This window comes from Pedobacter hiemivivus, from assembly GCF_005144565.1.
Lineage (GTDB): Bacteria > Bacteroidota > Bacteroidia > Sphingobacteriales > Sphingobacteriaceae > Pedobacter > Pedobacter hiemivivus.
The window spans coordinates 411,741-432,957 of the sequence record NZ_SWDX01000005.1 but is presented as its reverse complement, the minus strand read 5'-3'; the positions used below and the strand labels follow the sequence as shown (position 1 = coordinate 432,957).

The 21,217-nt window shown below is 39.2% G+C and carries 17 protein-coding genes; 12 read left to right on the top strand and 5 right to left on the bottom strand.

The window, feature by feature from the left end; genetic code table 11:
- Window positions 1-22: 22 nt before the first annotated feature.
- The 6 genes from FBD94_RS14950 to FBD94_RS14925 all read left to right on the top strand — a co-directional run bounded on the left by FBD94_RS14950 (window position 23) and on the right by FBD94_RS14925 (window position 10,865).
- Window positions 23-775, top strand: coding sequence for a DUF4843 domain-containing protein (locus tag FBD94_RS14950; RefSeq protein ID WP_136880769.1), 753 nt, complete (start codon window positions 23-25; stop codon window positions 773-775).
- Window positions 776-779: 4 nt separating this feature from the next.
- A complete protein-coding gene (locus FBD94_RS14945; RefSeq protein WP_136880768.1) occupies window positions 780-2,318 on the top strand; it encodes a PKD-like family lipoprotein in 1,539 nt (512 codons plus the stop codon).
- Window positions 2,319-2,456: 138 nt separating this feature from the next.
- Window positions 2,457-4,721: a Gldg family protein gene (locus FBD94_RS14940; RefSeq protein ID WP_136880767.1), complete on the top strand. Its 2,265-nt coding sequence runs from the start codon at window positions 2,457-2,459 to the stop codon at window positions 4,719-4,721.
- Window positions 4,722-4,839: 118 nt separating this feature from the next.
- The gene (locus tag FBD94_RS14935) at window positions 4,840-5,772 is read left to right on the top strand and encodes an ABC transporter ATP-binding protein (RefSeq protein WP_136880766.1); all 933 of its coding nucleotides are present in this window, start codon (window positions 4,840-4,842) and stop codon (window positions 5,770-5,772) included.
- Between the two features lie 12 nt (window positions 5,773-5,784).
- Window positions 5,785-8,046, top strand: coding sequence for a Gldg family protein (locus tag FBD94_RS14930; RefSeq protein ID WP_136880765.1), 2,262 nt, complete (start codon window positions 5,785-5,787; stop codon window positions 8,044-8,046).
- Window positions 8,043-10,865 carry a M16 family metallopeptidase gene (locus tag FBD94_RS14925; RefSeq protein ID WP_136880764.1) on the top strand — a complete coding sequence of 941 codons (2,823 nt, stop codon included), beginning with the start codon at window positions 8,043-8,045 and terminating at the stop codon, window positions 10,863-10,865. Before FBD94_RS14930 ends, FBD94_RS14925 begins: the two co-directional genes overlap by 4 nt.
- A 45-nt stretch (window positions 10,866-10,910) precedes the next feature.
- On the opposite strand, the gene FBD94_RS14920 is transcribed toward FBD94_RS14925, so the two are convergent.
- Genes FBD94_RS14920 through FBD94_RS14905 form a run of 4 tightly spaced genes read right to left on the bottom strand, consistent with a single transcriptional unit; the run spans window position 10,911 to window position 13,977 of the window.
- Window positions 10,911-12,230 carry a sensor histidine kinase gene (locus FBD94_RS14920; RefSeq protein WP_136880763.1) on the bottom strand — a complete coding sequence of 440 codons (1,320 nt, stop codon included), beginning with the start codon at window positions 12,228-12,230 and terminating at the stop codon, window positions 10,911-10,913.
- A gap of 1 nt (window position 12,231) precedes the next feature.
- On the bottom strand, window positions 12,232-12,906 hold the full coding sequence (locus FBD94_RS14915; RefSeq protein ID WP_136880762.1) for a response regulator transcription factor: 675 nt from the start codon (window positions 12,904-12,906) through the stop codon (window positions 12,232-12,234).
- An 11-nt stretch (window positions 12,907-12,917) separates the two neighbouring features.
- On the bottom strand, window positions 12,918-13,760 hold the full coding sequence (locus tag FBD94_RS14910; protein WP_136880761.1) for a hypothetical protein: 843 nt from the start codon (window positions 13,758-13,760) through the stop codon (window positions 12,918-12,920).
- A gap of 10 nt (window positions 13,761-13,770) precedes the next feature.
- Window positions 13,771-13,977, bottom strand: a complete 207-nt coding sequence (locus tag FBD94_RS14905; protein WP_136880760.1) for a hypothetical protein — start codon at window positions 13,975-13,977, stop codon at window positions 13,771-13,773.
- 246 nt (window positions 13,978-14,223) lie between these two features.
- Here FBD94_RS14905 and FBD94_RS14900 point away from each other — a divergent pair, with 246 nt between their 5' ends.
- The 3 genes from FBD94_RS14900 to FBD94_RS14890 all read left to right on the top strand — a co-directional run bounded on the left by FBD94_RS14900 (window position 14,224) and on the right by FBD94_RS14890 (window position 16,172).
- Complete coding sequence (locus tag FBD94_RS14900; RefSeq protein ID WP_136880759.1) at window positions 14,224-15,024, top strand: DUF4382 domain-containing protein; 801 nt, start codon at window positions 14,224-14,226, stop codon at window positions 15,022-15,024.
- 40 nt (window positions 15,025-15,064) lie between these two features.
- Window positions 15,065-15,580, top strand: a complete 516-nt coding sequence (locus FBD94_RS14895) for a hypothetical protein (RefSeq protein ID WP_136880758.1) — start codon at window positions 15,065-15,067, stop codon at window positions 15,578-15,580.
- Window positions 15,581-15,716: 136 nt separating this feature from the next.
- Window positions 15,717-16,172, top strand: a complete 456-nt coding sequence (locus FBD94_RS14890; RefSeq protein WP_136880757.1) for a GNAT family N-acetyltransferase — start codon at window positions 15,717-15,719, stop codon at window positions 16,170-16,172.
- A 2-nt stretch (window positions 16,173-16,174) separates the two neighbouring features.
- On the opposite strand, the gene FBD94_RS14885 is transcribed toward FBD94_RS14890, so the two are convergent.
- Window positions 16,175-16,606, bottom strand: coding sequence for a GNAT family N-acetyltransferase (locus FBD94_RS14885; RefSeq protein ID WP_136880756.1), 432 nt, complete (start codon window positions 16,604-16,606; stop codon window positions 16,175-16,177).
- Between the two features lie 200 nt (window positions 16,607-16,806).
- Here FBD94_RS14885 and FBD94_RS14880 point away from each other — a divergent pair, with 200 nt between their 5' ends.
- The 3 genes from FBD94_RS14880 to FBD94_RS14870 all read left to right on the top strand — a co-directional run bounded on the left by FBD94_RS14880 (window position 16,807) and on the right by FBD94_RS14870 (window position 21,217).
- Window positions 16,807-17,307 (top strand): RNA polymerase sigma-70 factor, encoded by a 501-nt coding sequence (locus FBD94_RS14880; protein ID WP_136880755.1) that lies wholly within the window; start codon window positions 16,807-16,809, stop codon window positions 17,305-17,307.
- A gap of 108 nt (window positions 17,308-17,415) precedes the next feature.
- Window positions 17,416-18,384: a FecR family protein gene (locus FBD94_RS14875; protein ID WP_136880754.1), complete on the top strand. Its 969-nt coding sequence runs from the start codon at window positions 17,416-17,418 to the stop codon at window positions 18,382-18,384.
- Window positions 18,359-21,217 carry a TonB-dependent siderophore receptor gene (locus FBD94_RS14870; RefSeq protein ID WP_235884494.1) on the top strand — a complete coding sequence of 953 codons (2,859 nt, stop codon included), beginning with the start codon at window positions 18,359-18,361 and terminating at the stop codon, window positions 21,215-21,217. The genes FBD94_RS14875 and FBD94_RS14870 overlap by 26 nt, the downstream gene beginning before the upstream one ends.

Genomic DNA, 21,217 nt, shown 5'->3' with positions numbered 1-21,217 from the left:
TAACATTTTAACGATATAAATTATGAAAAATTTAAGAAATAAGTTCAGCTTAATTATCGCAATGACGTTAATGTTAAGCGCTTGTAAGAAAGATGAGGTTGGTTCATTTACAGCAGAGCCCGCTATAAATTTTCTGGTTACGCCTGCTAAGCCCTTATATTCTACAGAGTATTCTTTTATGACTAATCCTAATCCTGAGTACTTACAAGAAGTTGAGGTGATAATAATTGGTAATACTGAACCGCGGGACAGGATTTTAAAAGCCGTGGCTGTAAAAGATGCCACAACTACTGCACAAGATAGCCAGTATGAAATTTTAGAGGGTAAAGTAAAAGCAGGCGAATTTATTGGTAAGCTTAACGTAAAGCTTAAAAACTCCGCAGAATTAAATACCAGCAAAGTAGTTTTAAAATTAAGATTGGTAGATTCTGAAGATTTCAAAGTCGGCAATAAAGAATCTGCGGAATATATAATTGGATGGACCAATCAGATTTTAGTACCTAATCCATGGTCGTATTTTCAATACTATTTTACAAGTAAAGGAAGTACTGCCGCATATAGGATCATTTTGCAAACCACAGGTTTAACTAAATTTACGATCACGGAGTATAGGGTCGTAGGGGCAGCTGGAGCAGAAGCTATGGGAACTAAATTTGGGGACTATGTAAAACAGTGGAATAAGGATCATCCTAATGATCATTTGAAACATGATGATGGCGCACTTGCAGGACAAGAGATAGTACCATTATATTATACTCATTCTAAATTTGACTAAGAACATGAAAGCTATAACAAAAAAAATATGCTTATTTCTTTTTATTGCTATAAGTTTTTTAGCATGTAAAAAGGATCTAAGTTCTCTTGATAATAATAAAATTGATGGGGTAGTAGTAGATGCTACAGGTACGGATGTTCTAAATGTTTTTCAATTTGACCATTTGGTGGTTAAACCGAAAATAACCACATCTTTGAAGGAGACGGATTTAACTTATGAATGGCGTATTAATATTATCCCCAGCGATACTACAAGTTTAATACTAGGTACAACTAAAGATTTAGATGCTGAAATTAGGTTAAAGCCAAATAACTCCCTGGATTACCATCAATTAAAATATATAATTACGGATAAATCAACTGGGCTTAAATACATTACAGTCTGGAAAGTAAATGTGAGAAATAGTATTGGAGAAGGATTGGTAATCGCAGAGACCTCAGCCGACGGCATTTCAAGTGATATTAGTCATATAATGTCCCCTTTAGTTACACCTGATTATGCTTCTGAAAGCATTAAACGTCATGTATATTCTGCCATAAATGGGAAAACAATACCTGGTTTGATTAAGGAAATGTTGTATACAAACGTGGCCAATGCAAATTCGATAATAGCAACTACACCAACGAGTATCACAACCATTAGAACTTTAGATTATACTTTCAGTGCCGCCAACGATGATCTTTTCTTTGGTCATGTAGGAACCTATAAACCAGAAGCTATATATAAGGTTAAGCAATCAGAAGTTTATGTAGAAAATGGTAAGATGGCAGGTTCATATCTAAGCATTACAAAGAAATTTGGTTTGCCATTCGATTTTAAATATCAGGTACCGGGTCAATTAGCTATAAATGCGTACAGTGACGATGTAAAGGTTGCCGCTAATTTTTACGATGAAAAGAATGGATATTTTGTCTACATGCCTTCCGTTTCGACTTATGGAGACAGGACAATGTATCCTTACCCATCTATATCTGGAGGGGCATTTAATCCTGGTAACTTACCTAATAAATTGAATATTGCAGCTGGAGTAGGAGTAGGAGAAGATATTCTTCATGTACTTAAGGACAAAACTACTGGTAAGTTAGAGTTATATGTTCTTGATAAAGGAGGTTTTAATTCTGATGACTGGGTAACCATACCACCGACACCTAAAGCTTTCTATGATATGTCTAACGCGCCTGGTATTAACGAGGCTACGAAATTTGTATTGCTAGACAATCAAAAGGTTCTTTACTATGCAACGGCTAACAAGATTTATGCGATGCTTTATGGTGATGCAACCCCAACTTTCCAGGAACGTTATACATTGACTGCGGGGGAGACAATTGGTACTTTGCAGATTTATAGACAAAGTGACTATCCATATGGTGAATTATATCTGCCTACTAATAACAAGCAGTTAATCATGTCTACCTATAACGGAACTGAGGGCAAGTTATATATCATGCCGATGATAAATATAGGAATTGGTAATATCGATCTACCGAACATAAAAAGCTATGGAGGTTTTGGTAAAATAACTGCTATCACCACCCAAAAATAAATGAGCATCCAGAGGTTGTATCATTAATCCGATCGTCATCCTGAATTTATTTTAGGATGACGAAATGTATAAAAATAGCATAATACAGATTAATGAGACAACCTCTTTTAACCTCATATAAACAACGAACACACACAAATGAAGAAAGTATTAAAGATAGCCCGTTTAGAGCTTAGTATACTGTTTTACTCCCCGATTGCATGGCTGATTCTGATTATCTTCATCATTCAAAGCGGCGTCACATTTACTTCCATGCTCAATGAGGTTGAAACAAAACAACAGCTTGGAAATAATCTCGAATTTTTAACTGCGGATATTTTTGGCGGTCTAAACGGTTTCTTTGCCGCCGTGCAGAAGAAATTGTATTTATATATTCCATTATTAACAATGGGTCTCATGAGCCGTGAAATCAGTAGCGGCTCTATTAAACTATTGCTCTCATCGCCATTAACCAATATGCAGATTATCTTAGGGAAATTTGTCGCCATGATGGGTTATGGTGCTTTGCTAATGCTGGTACTGTTGGGAATAACAGTGTCAAGCATTTTTGCGATTGAGCACCTCGATATCATGCATGTGCTGGGCGGAATTTTAGGTTTATACCTACTCATTTGCGCATACGCTGCAATTGGTATCTTTATGTCATCTCTAACCGCTTATCAAGTTGTTGCCGCGATCAGCACACTGGCTATTCTGGCTGCACTGAATTTTGTAGGAAGCGTTGGTCAGGCTTATGATTTTGTTAGAGACATTACTTATTGGATCTCTATATCTGGAAGAGCCGACAACTTCATTAATGGAATGATAGGCAGTAATGATATCGTTTACTTCCTTTTGGTGATTACAGCCTTTCTTACCTTGAGTATTATGCGGTTAAATGCTGGCAGGGAAATTAGAAGTCAGGCTGCTACCGCTACCAGATATACCCTGGTGATCGCAGCTATACTGATGATTGGTTATGTAACATCCTTACCTGTATTTATTGGGTATTATGACACCACACGATTAAAAACCAATACCTTAACTGATGAAAGTTTGGCGATTATCAAACAGCTGGATAAACCCTTAAGTATTACTACTTATCCAAACGTACTTGGCGCTTTTGTAAACATCGGGGCACCAAAAATGAGAAATTTCGAATTAAGGGCATTTGAAAAATATAGGCGTTTTTTACCTGGTTTGAAGTTTAATTATGTGCCTTATTATGACACTACACTTTACATACGTAATAAAACAAAGCCACTTGAAGAGCAAGCCCTTCGTGCGGCTACGGCACAGGGATACGACTTTGACAAGTTGTTGAGCCCTGTAGAAATTAAAAAGGTAATCGACCTTACACCGGAAGACAACTCCTTTGTCCGCACTGTAAATTATGATGGTAAACGGACTTTTCTACGGATGTATTTTGATATGATCGCTTATCCAGAAGAAGCAGAAATCTCTGCTGCCCTGAAGAGGTTCCTGGTAAAACCGCCAGTGGTGGGAGTGCTGAATCAGAATGATGAACGTAGTATCGACAAAACAGGAGATAAGGCCTACAAGAACATATTGAACACCATGTCAAGCAGGATGTCGCTGATCAACCAGGGCTTTGATATGAAACGTATAGATCTGTCTGCAGCCGAGCCTATTCCTGCTGATCTTGCGGTACTGATTATTGCAGATCCTAAAACCCCTTATACGGCAGCAAATCTTGAAAAGATAGCGGCCTATATTCAGAATGGTGGCAATGTATTAATTGCCGCTGAGCCAGGCAGACAAACAGCCTTAAATGGATTATTGAGACCCTTAGGTGTGGAGCTGATGCAAGGTGCCTTATTGCAGGAAAGCAAAGAATTGGATGTCAACATGGTGCAGGCTAAATTAACGCCTGAATCGGATGCATTAAAGTTTAATTATGCTAAAAAAAGTGTGGTTAACATGCCTGGTGTAGTCGGGATTCAATATCAACCCGTTCAAGGATATACTTACCTGCCATTACTTGCCACTGATGCGCAGTTGGTATGGAATAAATTAGGTGATTTTGATGCAACTGGCGTTAAAATAGCTTTTAACCCTGCAGTCGATCATAAAGCTAGCGTGCCTACGGTATTGGCGCTGATGAGGAAATTGCCTGGAAAAGAACAAAAAATTATCGTTTCTGGCGATGCGGACTTCATGAGCAATGCAACCATTTCAAAATCGGATGAAGTGATTGTAAACGCCGGATTTACCACAAATCTGTTTAAATGGTTTAGCAATGGCGAGTTTCCAATTGCGACTGTCCGTCCAAAATCAACAGACAACCATATCCTGATTTCACGTGAGCAAATCTCCTGGCTTAAAATTGGCCTCTTGGGAATTTTACCAGCATTACTTGCATTATCAGCAGCCTACATTTTAATTAACCGTAAAAGAAAATAACAAATCAGGCTGTATCATTAATTCGGGCATTGGTGATTCGTCATGCCGGTGCAGGCCGGTATCAGCATCTCGCACCAATTATATATCACTGATACAACCTACATATAAAATATAGAATATGAAGCAAAGCATCGCTAAAATAGCAAACCTTTCACATCGTTACAGTAGAGACTGGGCCATTAAAGACATCAGTTTCGAAGTTACTGAAAAGGGAATTTTAGGTTTACTTGGATCCAATGGTGCAGGTAAATCAACTACAATGAACATCCTATGCGGGGTAATTAACCAAACTGAGGGCGATGTTTTTATTGATGGCATCAATGTACGTAATAATCCGGTCGAAGCTAAAAAGCTGATTGGATTCCTGCCACAAAAAGCACCCCTGCATATGGAGCTGACCGTTGATGAGTACCTTACACATTGCGCATACATGCGCTCTATACCTGCTAACGAAATAAAAAACAGTCTTGAAACTGCCAAAGCTAAGTGTGGCATTTCTCATTTTAGCAAAAGAGTGTTGAGCAACCTTTCTGGAGGCTACCAGCAACGGGTTGGTATTGCACAGGCCATTATCCACAATCCGAAGTTGGTGGTATTGGATGAGCCTACCAATGGACTAGATCCTAACCAGATTCTTGAAGTAAGAAAATTGATCAAAGAGATTGCTCAAGACCGATCAGTGATCCTGTCAACTCACATTTTATCAGAAGTTCAGGCAACATGTGATAACATCATCATGATAGAACATGGAAATATTGTATTTGCAGATTCTATGCATGCCTTTAACAACTATATAGAGCCGAATTCATTAATACTGATATTAGACTTTATACCTGAAATAGCAGAATTGGAAGCAATACCAGGTATAACTAAGGCCGAGTTGCTGCACAGCAATCAATTTAGGTTGCATTTTAATACCGGTCCCACAATAACCAAGACCATCATTCGTACTTGTCAGGATAAAAATTGGGCTTTGGCAGAAATATATCTTGAAAAAAGTTCATTGGATGGCATTTTTGCCCAGTTATCTAAGAAAACGGCTAAAATTTAATTAAAACAGGAAATGCAAAAAATTATAAGGATAGCCCGACTTGAGCTGAGTATATTGTTTTATTCTCCTATAGCCTGGTTGGTGCTCATCATTTTTACTATACAAAGTGGCATCACTTTTACAGACATCTTGTATAGCCAGGAAACTTACCAGCAACTGGAACGTGCCCTTGGTCCAATGTCGAAAGTATTGTTCGCAGGAGAAAAAGGAATGCTGACGATCGTACTGGAAAATCTGTATTTATACATTCCATTGTTGACCATGGGATTGCTGAGTAGAGAAACCAGTAGTGGCTCCATTAAACTCTTGTTGTCATCACCAGTTACAGTTACTGAAATTGTTTTAGGGAAATTTCTAGCCATGATGGCTTATGGCCTTATCCTGATATTTATTTTACTGGGCTTTGCATTAGCCGGATATGCTTCTATTGAGGCACTGGATGTATCATTTGTAATAGGAGGTATTTTTGGTATTTATCTGCTCATTTGTGCCTATACTGCCATCGGACTCTTTATGTCTGGTTTAACAGCTTATCAGGTAGTTGCAGCAATCAGTACACTGGCTGTACTGGCATGTTTAAATTTCATCGGTGAAATAGGAAAGGGGACTGATTTTCTTAGAGATCTTACGCATTGGCTTTCTATGGCCGGCAGGACGGAAAACATGATCAACGGAATGATCACGACTAAGGATACAATTTATTTTATACTAGTCATCGCATTGTTCCTTTTATTAACCATCATCAAGCTAAATTCGGGTCGACAGATTAGAAGTGCCGGATTTAAAATAATGCGCTATGCGGTAGTGTTGCTGGTCTTTATTGGCTTGGGGTACATCAGTTCCCTGCCATCATTAACGGCTTATTTTGATACAACAAGGTTTAAAGACCGCACGCTTACTGAAAAAAGTCAGGAACTCGTTAAACGTTTTACAAAACCACTGAAAATAGTCTCTTATAGTAATGTTATCGAATCCAACACTCAGTTTGGTGCTCCAGATAATAGGATTGGAGACATGGGGAGGTTTGAAATGTACGAACGTTTTAAGCCTGACATGAAGATGGAATATATAGCTTATTATGATTCTTTGGTTCGTTATAATGATACTACTAAAACATTAATTGCAAAGACGAAGCAGGCTGCTACTGCATTAGGGTTTAATTTTTCAGAGTTGCTAACGCCAGCGCAGATTAAAAAACGGATTAATTTAATTCCGGAGGAGAATTGCTTTGTCCGTTTTATAGAATATGATGGCAAACAGACTCCATTGAGGATGTTTCATGACATGTTTGTTTACCCAGGAGAGTCGGAGATCAATGCCGCACTTAAGAGATTGCTGGATGGACCTGCAACAGCTGGAATGTTGATTGGAAATGATGAGCGTAGTGCGAATAACAGCAGCGACAGGGGATATCAGGCCATTACAAAAGGGCTGAATGTCAGGGCATCATTGATTAATCAGGGATTTAATGTAGTTGACATTGATGTGAATCAGACCGATCAGATTCCAGATAGTCTGACTGTACTGATTGCTGCAGACCCAACTGTTCCATTTACTGCTGCACAGTTGCAAAAAATCAATCAGTTTTTAGATGCTGGTGGTAATATGATGATTGCCGGTGAGCCCGGCCGTCAACAGATTTTAAATCCTTTGCTGGCAACACTCGGTGTTAATATATTGGATGGTACACTGCTGGAGGAAAGTGAGAATAACGAACTTGATTTTGTTCAGTCATTTTTTACGCCAGCAGCTGAAGCCTATAAGATGTCATTTTATGAAGGTGCGATAGTGAGTGTGCCTGGTGTTGCAGGATTGGTTTATCATAATGAGGGTTCTTATAAAAAACAACCGATACTCGTTAGCAACGGACAGGTAAGCTGGAGAAAGCTAGGTGCTTTCGATCTTAAAGATAAGATCGTTTTTGACACTTCAAGCGAGCAAAAGGAGAGTTATCCCGTAGCACTGGCCGTAACCAGAACAGTTGCCGGGAAGGAGCAGCGGATTATGGTGATGGGAGATGCCGACTTTATGGCCAATATTGAAGTTTCAAGAAGTCTTACCCACGGCGTTAACGCAAGTTTTGTAATTAAAACAATGAAATGGTTTAGTGATGGTAAGTATCCTATTTCTAATCCAAGACCAAAAGCAGTAGATACGACTATTTTGGTGAACAGAAATAAGATAAACATTCAAAAAGCTTTGTTTTTAGGGCTGATACCACTATTGATTGGTGTTTTGGGCGGAGCCATTTTATTTAGAAGAAAACGAAAATGAGATTATTAAGAATATTACCTATTGTATTACTTTCTGCTTTTTGCATTTATAGCGCAGGCGCACAGACGGTCCCTGCAGGAGCTAAGGATCAACTGATGCTGGATGTTGGTGTAAAAGTGGGTAAACTGCCTAACGGATTTACCTATTACATCAGAAAGAACATTGAGCCGAAAAATAGGGCCATATTTTACCTAGCCAATAAGATTGGTTCTATTGTGGAAACAGAGGAAGAACGTGGGTTGGCTCATTTTACAGAACATTTGAGTTTTAAAGGAACGACACATTTTCCTAAAAATAAAATGATCGATTACCTGCAAAGTGTAGGTGTTCGTTTTGGGGCAGACTTAAATGCCTATACAAGTTTTGATGAGACGGTTTATCAGTTGCCGATTCCAACAGACAACCCAGAAGTGGTTAAACAAGGAATTCAAATTATGCGCGACTGGGCAGGTGCGGCATTGATAGAAGCTCAGGAAATGGAGCCGGAAAGGGGTGTTATCCTGGAAGAGAAAAGACTCCGCAAGAGTGCGGAGGAGCGTATGCGTGAAATCTATTGGCCAGTCTTACTAAACCATTCCAGGTATGTAGATCGCCTGCCAATTGGTACAGAACAAGTGATTAAAAATGCAAGCCTCAGCATGATTAAAAACTTTTACCAGCGCTGGTATCGTCCGGATCTGGAAGCATTGATTGTTGTCGGAGATTTTGATCCTGCCGTAATGGAAAAAATGATCATCGAGAAGTTTTCTGACTTTAAAGCGCCAGACCAAGTTGAAAAGAGAATTCAATATGGTGTTAACCTTGATGGGAAAAACCAGTTTATAAAAGTAACAGACCCGGAATATACCTCAAGAGTACTCCAAATCATGAGCAAACACCGATCTGATGTGACGAGAACAAGGAATGATCTGAGAGATAATCTGATTGCTGGGATCTACAATGAACTGATCTCCTCACGATTTAGTGAGCTGCGTAAACAAGCAAATCCCCCTTATTTGCAAGGGGGAACCAGCATTGGCAATTTTTTCAAAGGAGTAGACGTTGCCTCGACAGTCGTTGCAGCAAAGCCAAATGAATTAGAACGTGGATTTAAGGCGGTTTATACAGAATTGGAACGGGTTAAACGTCATGGTTTTATACAATCTGAGCTCGATCGGGTGAAAAATGAAACGCTGAATTATCAGGAATCAGTCTATAAAGAAAGAGATAAAACGCCATCTGTTCAGTATGTTAAGGAGTACTTGCAGCATTTTTTAAACGGAGAAATTAGTCCGGGGAAAGAATATTTATATCATTTTTATAGAGATGAAATAATGAAGATTTCTCTTGAGGATATCAATGCATTGGTTGCTAAGTACTATGTTGATGCCAATCGGGATATTATGGTATTAGGTCCTGAAAGTGAAAAAGCCTCCCTCCCAGAAGAATCTACCATTTTGAAATGGATAGCGGAAGTTAAAAATACTGAAGTTTCAGCTTATTCTGATAATTTGGTCGATTTACCACTTCTACAAGAAGTGCCAAAAGAAGGAAAGATTGTTAAAGAAACTAAAATTAAGGGGCTTGATATAACTGAATTGGTATTGGGCAACGGAATCAAAGTGGTTTTAAAGCCTACCAATTTTAAAAATGACCAGGTACTTTTTTATGCTTTTAGTCCTGGGGGTAATTCCCTTTATCCAGATCATGATTATCAGTCTGCAGTTAATGCAACTACATTGGTTGCAAGCAGCGGACTGGGGCCATTTGATGCTAAACAATTGCCAAAAATGCTGTCTGGTAAATTGCTGAATATCTCCCCATACCTTTCCGAGCGTTATGAAGGTTTTAAAGGGAGCACTGCTCCAAAAGACTTTGAAACTACTATGCAATTACTCTACCTTTATTTTACTGCGCCTAAGGCCGATGAAGCTATATTTAATGGTTTAGTAGCTAATTATAAAAGTAGTTTACTCAATCGTGAAAATATTCCGGGACTGGTATTTTCGGATACTGCAAATGCGGTGTTGGGGAGTTACCATCCACGTAGAACCGGACCAAGTTTAGCAAAAGCCAATCAAATTTCTTTTAAAAAGGCTTACGAGATCTATAAGGAAAGGTTTGCTGATGCATCTGATTTTACCTTCATTTTTACGGGCAATTTTACGGATAGTACCATACGTCCTTTACTGAAGCGCTACATTGCTTCTTTACCCTCCATAAAACGAAAAGAAAGCTGGAAAGATGTTGGTGTCAGAACGCCAAAAGGAATCATCAGAAAGGATGTTTATAAAGGCACGGAAGATAAAGCTACTGTTCAATTGGTCTTAAGCGGTGATTATAATTATGGAGTACAGCAGAATATTGCAATGGACGCTTTACAGGAAGTATTAGATTTCAGGTTGTTAGAGCGGTTGAGGAAAAAAGAAAGTGGTGTTTACACACCTGATATTTCCGTAAGCTATGCTAAGTATCCTATTCCAGAATTTAGGGTTGGCATCTCATTTGGCTGTGCACCTGAAAAGGTTAATTCATTAATTGCAGCGGCTGAAGAGGAGATCAAAATACTAGTAAAAGAAGGTATTACTATGGACGAACTGGCGAAATTTAAAGCAGAACAAAAATTAGCTATGGAAACGCAACTGAAAACTAATGCTTTTTGGAATAGCTACCTGGTAGATGTTTATCGGGAGCATAAGGATCCCACAATGCTTTTTAATTATGATAAATTGCTTATAGATTTGAAACCTATAGACGTTCAGAACGTAGCAAAGCGCTACCTTAGCCTAGAAAATTACATCGCTTTTGTCTTGTATCCTGAAATTAAAACGAGTAAGTAATTGAATATACCAGCATGAAAGACACTACGATTTTGCCTTTCATGCTTAATACATGGCTGGGAACACAATTTTAAAAGTGGTACCTTCTCCAATCTCAGATTGAACATTGATTTGTATTTGATGGTACATCGCAATACTTTTTACGATGGCTAACCCCAAGCCATATCCAACATCCCCTTCCAGATTCGTTTTCATGAAGCGGTTAAAAACAAATGGTAAATCCGCTTTAGGAATTCCGATGCCGGTATCAGTAATCATAATCTCGTAAGTGCCGTTGTTTAAATAATTGTCCGTTATGAAAATCTCTCCATTGTTCCGATTAAACTTAATGGCATTATGAATCAGATTAAAAAATAACTGAAACAGCAAGTCTTTGTTAACGCCTTCCAATATCGCCTCTGCTGAGACATTTATAAAGATCTGGATATGTTTTTCTTCGAGCCGATGACTGATCTCCTCTACAATCTCGTTAAACAGTAGCAGCGGTTTAACCTGCTCCTTTCTAATGTATTGCTCATTTTCAATTCGGGAAATCAACAATAGAGATTTGGTGATGTTTTTTAATCTATCTACTGTTTTCATCATTTCTATAATAGCCATAGAAGATGGCTCATCAAGGGTTTCGTCCGTAAGCAGATTTTCCATTTTATTCTGAAGAATGCTAATAGGCGTCATCAGTTCATGGGAAGCATTGGAAGTAAACTCCCTTTCTTTATAAAAGGCTTCATTGATCTGGCTCATTAAAAGGATTAGCGATTCATCCAGGTATTTAAAATCAGTCGTACTGGTTTGAACCCGTTTCTGCCCATCTTTAAAGGGGAATTTTCGGTTTATTAATTTTGTCTTTATAATTTTTGCCAGCGGACGGATCAATACACGGATAAAAGTAAGGTCAATTAGTATGGTCAGGCCAATCAGGATGATCAATACATATAAGGCAAATCGTTGTAAGGGTTTGTTATACTGGTTGATACTTGCGGTTGTCTTACCGATCTCCAGCAGATAATTTTTGTTCTTGTCTTTAAAGGTATAACTCAGAACTCTGTAGTTGAGCGTATCCCTTTCTATAAGGCGTTGAGAATTTTTAATGGTATCCATGCTTAGACTGGATTCTACCGGTAGTAATGCAATAAACTCTTCCTTAAGCATGGTATAACTACCATAATTATCTTCACCCTGAAAGTAATAATCCGTGCCATTCTTTTTTACAATATCGAGGACTTTCTTTCGCTGCTGCTTTAGAGTATAATTGGTGTACTCAGAAGCAATCTGTTTCACCAGGAAGGGTAGCGCGAGCACAAACAACAATACAATCACCAGTTTTGACCCGGTAATGAAGAGGGTAAGTTTAGTAGATAATTTCATGTTACTTCTTAATTCGGTAGCCTACACCACGGACAGTTTCCAGCCATTCGGTGTCAGCCCATACATTTAATTTCTTACGAATGTTTTTAATATGAGCATCGATATAATTTGAGTCATAATCATCATTGACAAAAGTACCCCATATGTGTTCGCTTAACTGAGCACGTGTCAGGACTCTATTTTTATGGAGTAAGAGATAACTCAGAAGGTCAAATTCTTTGCGAGAAAGTTCGATCTTTTCCTGCCCGAACATGACCACTCTTTTGGGAAGATCTATATGGAATTCGCCAATAGATAACAATTCTTCGGTGATACTGAATTTCCGTCGTGCAATGGCCTGCATTCTGGATTGCAGCTCTAAAAGGTAAAATGGTTTGGCCAGATAATCATCTGCACCAAGATCCAGTCCACTAATTCTGTCTTTTAGCTGAGTTCTTGCGGTAATAATGATATAAGCCGCGTCAGGATTGTTCTTTTTAGCTCTTTTTAAAATCTCCAGTCCATCGCCATCCGGTAAACTTAAATCTATTAATATAAAGTCGTATTTATTCAGTTCTAGTTGTTCCAGCCCGGTTTTGAAGGTATGCGCAATATCACATAGATAAAAGCTTTTTTTTAGAAAGGAATCCATTTCATGAGCAAGTGTTTTTTCATCCTCAACGATTAATACTTTCATAGGAATTTGGATTAAAACTGATAGTAAAAAGCCAGACCAAAAAACGATTGCTGTTGTCTTAATTCAGCCTCGGCTTTAGGTCCAAGAATAGATAACAGGTAACTAATTTCCGCCATATAATTTGCCCGGCTTAAGCTAAGTGGTAATTTAAAATTGTAAGACAATAAATTAAAGCTATCAGCAGGCACAGTAGTCGTGATCGTTGAATTGGAATTTCCAGGTGAAACAGGGCTTTTGCCTTTCCCATTAGATTTGTCGCGATTGTTCTTTTTTGTGGTATAGGTTTCATAAAAATGCCGCGTACCTGCTACCAATTCTATCGCAGGCGCTAATGAAAGCGCATTTTTCTCATTAAATAAGCTGCCGATACTGATTTCTTTGGAATGAGTAAGGCTGAGAAAAATATCATTCTCTTTCCCAAAAGCATAGTCGGCACTAAATGAGCTTTTGAGCCAGGGCCAACTATAATTAGCCGAGAAATTCACATTGTTTTCATTCGCAGCCTGCAATAATGGTGAGTTTGAAGGGAAAAAAGAGCGCGTATAAGCTATCCCCGTGCTAAACTTATCATTAAAGTCATAATCAAAACCAGCTCCCAGATCCGTTTCTGATAAACCTCCTCCGTAATTTAAAAGTTTATAAGAACCTGCAGAAAAATACAGGCCAATAGGGAACCTGACTGTTGCATTAACTAATATATAAGGAAGTTTTTCATTGGTGGCTTGTCCATAATAACTCGCGTTACTGCTGTAAAGCGAGGCTAAAGTGACTGTCGTTTTTTCAATACTGTCTTGCTGCGCCTGTACCTTAAAGGATGCCATGAAAATCAAAACTAGCAGGGATATGAATCTCATAGGGTATATACTACGGTCTTTTGATTTTTGGACGGATAACCTTAATAGGCTTTACTTTAATATTTGGCTTAACCACGGGTGGTCTTGATTGCTTACGGGCTTTAGGTACTTCTCTGATGTCGGGTTTATTAGGTGCCTGTTTAGGATTAGATTTTTCTTTGTTCTCTGGTTTTTGCTTGCCTTCATCCTGTAGTTGGTCCTTTTTTCCTTCTTTCATTGGTATAGTCGCCCAAAGCAAAAAAGGAGTGGCCAAAATAAAAATACAAGTTAATAATGCCTTGAAAATGAATGGTCTGTCCATTATGTAAATATAAAGATTTTATCTCCCTAACAAATGTCTCCACTGAACATGAATTTAAGATGAAATTTTGGGGTCAAATAAACTCAGAATTTCATGTTGAATTCATGTTCGTGCTTCAATTTTGAGTAACGAAAATGTTAATATTCACTAAAATCTAAACTTATGAAAAAGAGAATCATGTATTCTGGATTAGCCTGCTTTTTTGCAGGACTTGCGCTCTTTATTGGATGCAAAAAAGACAATAACAGTTCTGCGAGCGGAACAACTAAAGTCGAGATCCGAATGACTGATGCCCCTGGAAACTTTGACAAGATCAACCTGAGTGTTAAAGAAATCGTACTATTTTCAGATGGTAAGCCTTATACGTTCGCTTCCACAACGAACATCTTTAATATCCTGGATTTTAGAATCGGGAGCAGTAATCCTGATATTCTGGTTGCTTCAGGAGAAATGCCAAGTGGCGAAATCACTGAAGTAAGATTGGTATTGAACGATTCAGGAAATACTATTGTGGTTGGTGGTGTTTCACAGGCACTCACTACTCCAAGCGGACAATCATCTGGCTGGAAAGTTAAACTTAAAGCAAACCCATCATTGGTTCCTGGGGTAACGTATTCATTATTGCTTGATTTTGATGCAGCGAAATCGATCGTTAGTACCGGAAATGGTAAGTACTTGCTTAAACCTGTAGTTAGAGGGATCACAGCAGCGACATCTGGTTTAATATCAGGAACTGTATTGCCATTGTTGAGCCACCCCGAAGTATTGGTTATTGCAGGAACTGATACCGTAGGTACAATTGCAGATCCTTTGACTGGTAAATTCACTGTTGGTGGACTAGGATCAGGTAGTTATTCAGTAAAATTTGTTCCCGTTGTTGGCTATAGAGACAGTACCATTACAAATGTTAATGTGGCTCTTGGTCAAAACACCAGCTTAGGCACGATTACACTTAAGCAATAAATTGCGTAACTTCCTCAACTGCTTACTAAAATAGTCAACTATGAAAAAAATATTTCTAACTCTTCTTATTGCAATTGGCTTTGTTTCGTTCCGGGCTTCTGCGCAAGTGAGTATAAACGTAAATATCGGATCACAGCCCTTATGGGGACCTGTAGGTTACGATCATGCAGATTACTACTATCTCCCAGATGTTGAGAGTTACTATTATGTACCTAAAAAACAGTTTATCTATTTGGATAATGGTAGATGGAACTTTTCAGCTTCACTGCCTAGCAGATACAGCGGATATGATTTATATAATGGGTATAAGGTAGTAATCAATTCGAGAGACGCTTATCATAATTTTGATAATGATAGGGTTCGCTATGCAAAATATAAAAAAGTAAAAGGGCAAAAGGCGATCAAGTATAGTGACGATCCACGCTACTATGTAGTTAAAGGTCATCCTCATGGAATGCCGCCAGGACAAGCAAAAAAAATGTATTCAAAAAAGAATGATGCAGGCAAGGGGAAAGACCATGGGGCCGGAAAGGGTAATGGAAAAGGGAAGCATTAACCATAACAAATAAGTTTTTTGATTGCATATAAAGCTAAAGGCTCCCGAAGGGAGCCTTTTTTAATTAATTTTTATTTTGCTAATTTGCTGCAATCAAGAAAATGGATACTTATTTTGTCCCAATTTTATTAAACCTATGAACTTTAGAGAAGCAACAGTTGAAGACATAGCGCCAATTCATTTGGTTAGAAATGCTGTAACCGAAAATGCATTGTCAAATCCTGATTTGATTACGTACCATGATTATGTAGAATTTTTAACTGTAAGAGGGAAGGGCTGGGTGTGCGAAATTGATGGACAAATCGTTGGATTCTCTATCGCTGATTTAAAGGAAGAAAATATCTGGGCGTTGTTTCTATTGCCGGAGTTTGAAGGAAAGGGTATTGGAAGACAATTGCAGGATTTAATGCTGAACTGGTATTTTTCTAATGAGAAAGACAATGTCTGGTTAGGAACCAGTCCTAAAACAAGGGCTGCGGAATTTTACCGGAAATCTGGTTGGGTAGAAAATGGAAACAACGGGCAGAAAGAGATTAAATTTGAAATGACGAAAGAGATATGGATGAACATCTCTGCGCCTAGTTCTATTTAATGCTAAATTGCATTTGGGAACCAAGCCATTGGAATATCTGCCTCAAATGATATACTGTTATTGCTAATCCTTTTTTCAAATCTCCCTTCAATTTTAAAACCAAGTTTTTCATATAATTGAATAGCTCTTGAATTTGTTTCTCTGGCAATCAGTTCAACCCTTAAAATTTCAGTCCTATTGGATTGAACATCAGCTAGCAACGTCTGAAAAAGCTTTTTCCCCAGACCTTTACCTTGATAGTCGGGGTCTACTGCAATTGTAAGTTCGCTTAAAACATGTCTAAAAACCGCAGGTTCTAGTTGATAGCCCTTTGTGATCTCTGTCTCAGTCCGGGCAAGGCCTCCAAGTATCTTACTTACGGTTTTGTAGAGGTCAAAAATTTTGTTGGCATCTTCCAGCTCAGCTCTTCTGATATGTAATTGATTGGCGTTCATTTAATGGAGCTTAATTTGCAATTTTGTTTATGCCCCGAAGTTAAAAAATAACTCCTAACGGAGATGAATACTCGGAGTAAATAAAACCACTCCATTATTTAGATTCATTCCAATTAAATACTTAGCTTTGGGCAAATTTAATCATTGTGCCTGGATCTCCTTCAAATCAAGACCGACACCCTCGGTTTGCTGTTCACCAAATGGACGAGCAAGGCTTTGCGCATATCTACCGGAGTTGTTGGAAAAGTGTATTTGGTATAATTTTTCATTATACACATGATGAAGAAATTGCTGAAGAAATCAGTCAGGATCTATTTGCCTCACTCTGGGAGCGCCGGGAGAAGCTCATCATTAAAACAAGCATTGAGCAGTATTTAAATCGGGCAGCCAAACTAGAAGCTTTTGAATATCTGCGTACCAGTAACAGTCACAGGCTGCACATCAATTGTGCGCTACAAAATCTATGTGGCAGCAGAAATTGTACAGAAGAACAGGTGTTTTTCAACGCACTGAAAGGAAGTCTGGACGTATTGGTGGATGAGCTGCCATGCCGTTGCCGGGAAGTGTATCGCTTAAGCCAGGAGCAGGGGATGAACAATAAATCAATTGCTACTGCCTTGTTGATCTCAGAGAAAACAGTGGAATATCACCTTTATAAGGCAATGAGTTTTTTAAGAAATAATCTGAAGGAATTCAGGTAGTTGTCAAATAATGTAAAGCGCAAATATTTTTTTTTACAAATCCGCCTAGGAGAAATGCCGATTTATCCGGCTTAAGGTATATGGGCACATCAGTGGTGCCTGGGATGTATGCAGATTACAAAGGAACTTATTGAACGTTACCACCAGGGGCAATGCAGTCCGGATGAACAAGATATTGTTCAACAATGGCTGGAGTCGGATGAGGTGGAAATGAGCTTTCCAGAAAATATAGATTTAAACGCTATAGAAGATAAAGGCTGGAAGAAAATTTCAAGTCGTTACCACATTCCTGAAGTACAGGAACAAAGAAGGGGCTTTAAATTCAATTACCGGATAATCTTGCAGCTTGCAGCTTGCCTTATGCTGGTACTGGCAACTCTTTTTTACCTAAATACAAAACTTAAAAGCGAGAATCCTAATCGTACGCTGGCTTATAAAGAAGTAAAGACACTTAAAGGGCAGAAACTAAGCGTATCGTTGCCTGATGGGACAATCGTCTGGATGAATGCAGAAAGCATTTTGAGGTTTCCTGTAAGTTTTAAAGGCCATCTCAGGGAGCTGGAATTTAGCGGGGAAGCTTATTTCAATGTAGCTAAAGATCGGTCAAAACCTTTTGTGATCCATACCGCAAAGACCAAAGTTCAAGTGTTGGGGACCAGGTTTAACTTAAGGGCCCTGGTAGCTGAAACAGCGACATCAGTAGTCGTCGAAGAAGGCAAGGTTCAGTTTAGTGGGGATTCGGGTAAACAGCATCAAATTCTGACCGCCAATAAACGCGGTGTGTTTCAAATAGGCAGCTCAGGAGTTTCATCTATGAAAACCGAGGAGGTGCATGCAGGTAAATATACTGCCTGGAGAAATAACGAGTTGCTTTTTGACAATGTAACAATGCAAGAGGTGGCACAGGTACTCGAGCGCTGGTATAATGTGAAAATTACGATTAACAGGCAAGCACTGCGCAAAGAGCGCTATACAGGTAGTTTTAACAACCCGGCGCTAAGCGTGGTGTTGGAAAGTATGGGCTTCGCAGTAAAGTTCAATTATAAGCAGCATGGCCAGACATTTATTATCTATTGATCACTCCAATCCAATTCTAAAAATAAACCCGGTTTCGGTCGCCAAACTTCATACCGGGCTATTGAAAAATCAATTCATCATTAATTTAACAACAAACAAAAGTATGTACAAAGGATGTACCCAAAAGAAACAATTCGTAAAATTTCTGCTTTTAATCTGCTTTGTGCTGTATCTGCCCCTTAGCAGTGATGCACAGCAAAACCCCGTTCTGGAAAAGCCGGTAACGCTTCAACTGAGCAACGTTAGTGTGGCTGATGTGCTCAAAGCTGTTGGCGATGCTGCCGGAGTGCGGTTTTCATACAGCAGTACACAACTGAATGTGCAGAAGCGTGTGAATGTGAATTTTAAAGGTAAATCGCTGAAAGATGCCTTAGCGGAATTGCTCGGTACCCAGCTTAAAGGCTTAAGTGTAAATGGTACGCAGGTAACTATACAGACCTCAGGCGTTAAGGGCAGTATCAAAGGTAAAGTGAGAACAAATGACGGAAAGCCTGCAGAATTTGTTACGGTAGGTATTAAAGGGATAAGAAGCGCGCAGGTTGACGCCCGTGGTAATTATGCATTGAAAGACCTGGAAGCTGGAACTTATCAGCTTATGGCCAGTTTTGTAGGGCTTGGTGTCCAGCAAAAGGAAGTAACTGTACTTGCCGGAGAAGCGGTTTCTGTAGATTTTGTGCTTGCAGAGAACAACGATCAGCTGGAAGAAGTGGTGATCAACGGTGGCAGCACCAATAAGTTCGCGGTAAAGAGAACAACTACGGCAGCTAAAATGCCTTTAGGTAACCTGGAGAATCCACAGATCTATACAACCATTCCTAAGACTTTGCTGACAGAACAAATGGTTACGGAGTTCAGTATGTCATTAAAGAATAGCCCTGGGATCTATAAAATACAAGGTACCAGAGGAATCAATACCGATGGCGCCTCTTCTTATGTTATGCGCGGTTTCCGTACGGAAGCGTCGCTGGTAGACGGAGTGCCTTCACAGACCAATGGAGAGATTGATCCTGTAAATATTGAACGTGTGGAACTGATTAAGGGGCCATCTGGTACTTTATACGGTGGTGCCGTGGTAGCTTTTGGTGGTTTGATCAACATTGCTACCAAAAAGCCTGTAGATACACTGGGGGGAGAGTTGAATTACACCACAGGGAGCTATGGTCTGAACCGCATTTCTGCCGATGTTTATGGCCCGGTGAATAAAGACAAAAAACTATTGTTCCGGATGAATGCGGCGTACCAAAATCAGAACAGCTTTCAGGATGCAGGATTCAAAAAGTCAATTTTTATAGCCCCTGCATTTGAATATAGAGCAATTGAAAGGTTAACACTGAATCTGAATGCCAGTTTCTACGAGCTGAAAGGGACAAGTTCTCCTTCTATTTTTTTAAACCGCGTTCGTGGATTTATTGCGACTACACCTAAGGAATTAAATTATGACTGGAAACGCTCGTTCACCAGTAATGATATTATCATGAGAAATCCGACAGTAAATATAAGGGCTCAGATTACTTATAAGCTGTCGGATCAATGGACTTCGCAGACCATTTATTCAAGCAACACCCGCAAGTCTGATGGGTTTTATCAATACCAGTTTGTTCGCGGGGCTAAATCTGATGAAATGCTGGAACGTAACGTCTCCCTGCAAAATTCTGTAAATACAGCTACAGATCTTCAGCAAAATTTTATCGGTGATTTTAAGATTGCAGGCCTGCGTAACAGGTTGGTTGTGGGGCTTGATTATCTGAACCAGACGATCAACAATAATAATTCACCTTACCTGGTATTTGACAACACAAGTGGTATAATAGCAGACGCTAATTATACAAGGATTTCGCGCTTGGCGATAGAAGCCGGACTGGATAGCCTGGCAAGACTGTACAAGCAGGATCCGAAGAAGTACAACTATCCCCCAACAAAGAACAATACCAAAAGCAATATTTACAGCGCCTATGCGTCCAACGTATTGAATGTTACTGATAGGCTGGCTGCCATGTTAAGCCTGCGTGTTGACCGCTTTCATAACCGGGGCACTTATAATCAGGCAATCGCTAAGCTTGCAGATAGCAGTAGTTATCTGCAAACATCTGTTTCTCCTAAGCTTGGTCTGGTGTACCAGTTGTTGAAAGACAAGGTGTCTGTTTTTGGTAATTACATGAACGGTTTTAGCTACGTAGCACCGGTTACACAGCCGGCGGGGTCTAATGCTTCGGGTACTTTTAAACCCCAGCAGGCCAATCAGTTTGAAGCAGGAATAAAGATGGAATTATTTGAAGGTAAACTGAGTTTTACAGCCAGTGCCTATGATATCTCTGTGAAAGACATGACCCGTTCAGAACAGGTAACTGTGGCTGGAACAAATTATATGGTCACTGTACAGAATGGTACACAAAAAAGCAAAGGAGTTGAATTGGAACTTATCGCCAACCCGATTGAAGGATTAAATATCATTGCCGGTTATAGCTATAATGACAGTAAACTGGTGAAATCAACTGTACAAACTGAAGGGCGCAGACCTCCGTCGGCAGGGCCGGCAACATTAATCAACTCCTGGATCAGTTACGCCATTCCGCGCGGTAACATAAAAGGACTTGGGATTGGTACGGGAATTAATTTCATTGACAAACACCGCACTTCAAATACACTTACTACGGGCGTATTTACCTTACCGTCTTATATCATGGCAACGGCAACCATATTTTATGATAAGCCTCAATACAGATTAGGTGTTAAAGTTGATAACTTAGCGGATGAAAAGTATTTTGCAGGACAGGGTGTATTGACTCCGCAACTGCCAAGAACCATTGCAGCAAGCTTAACATTTAAATTTTAA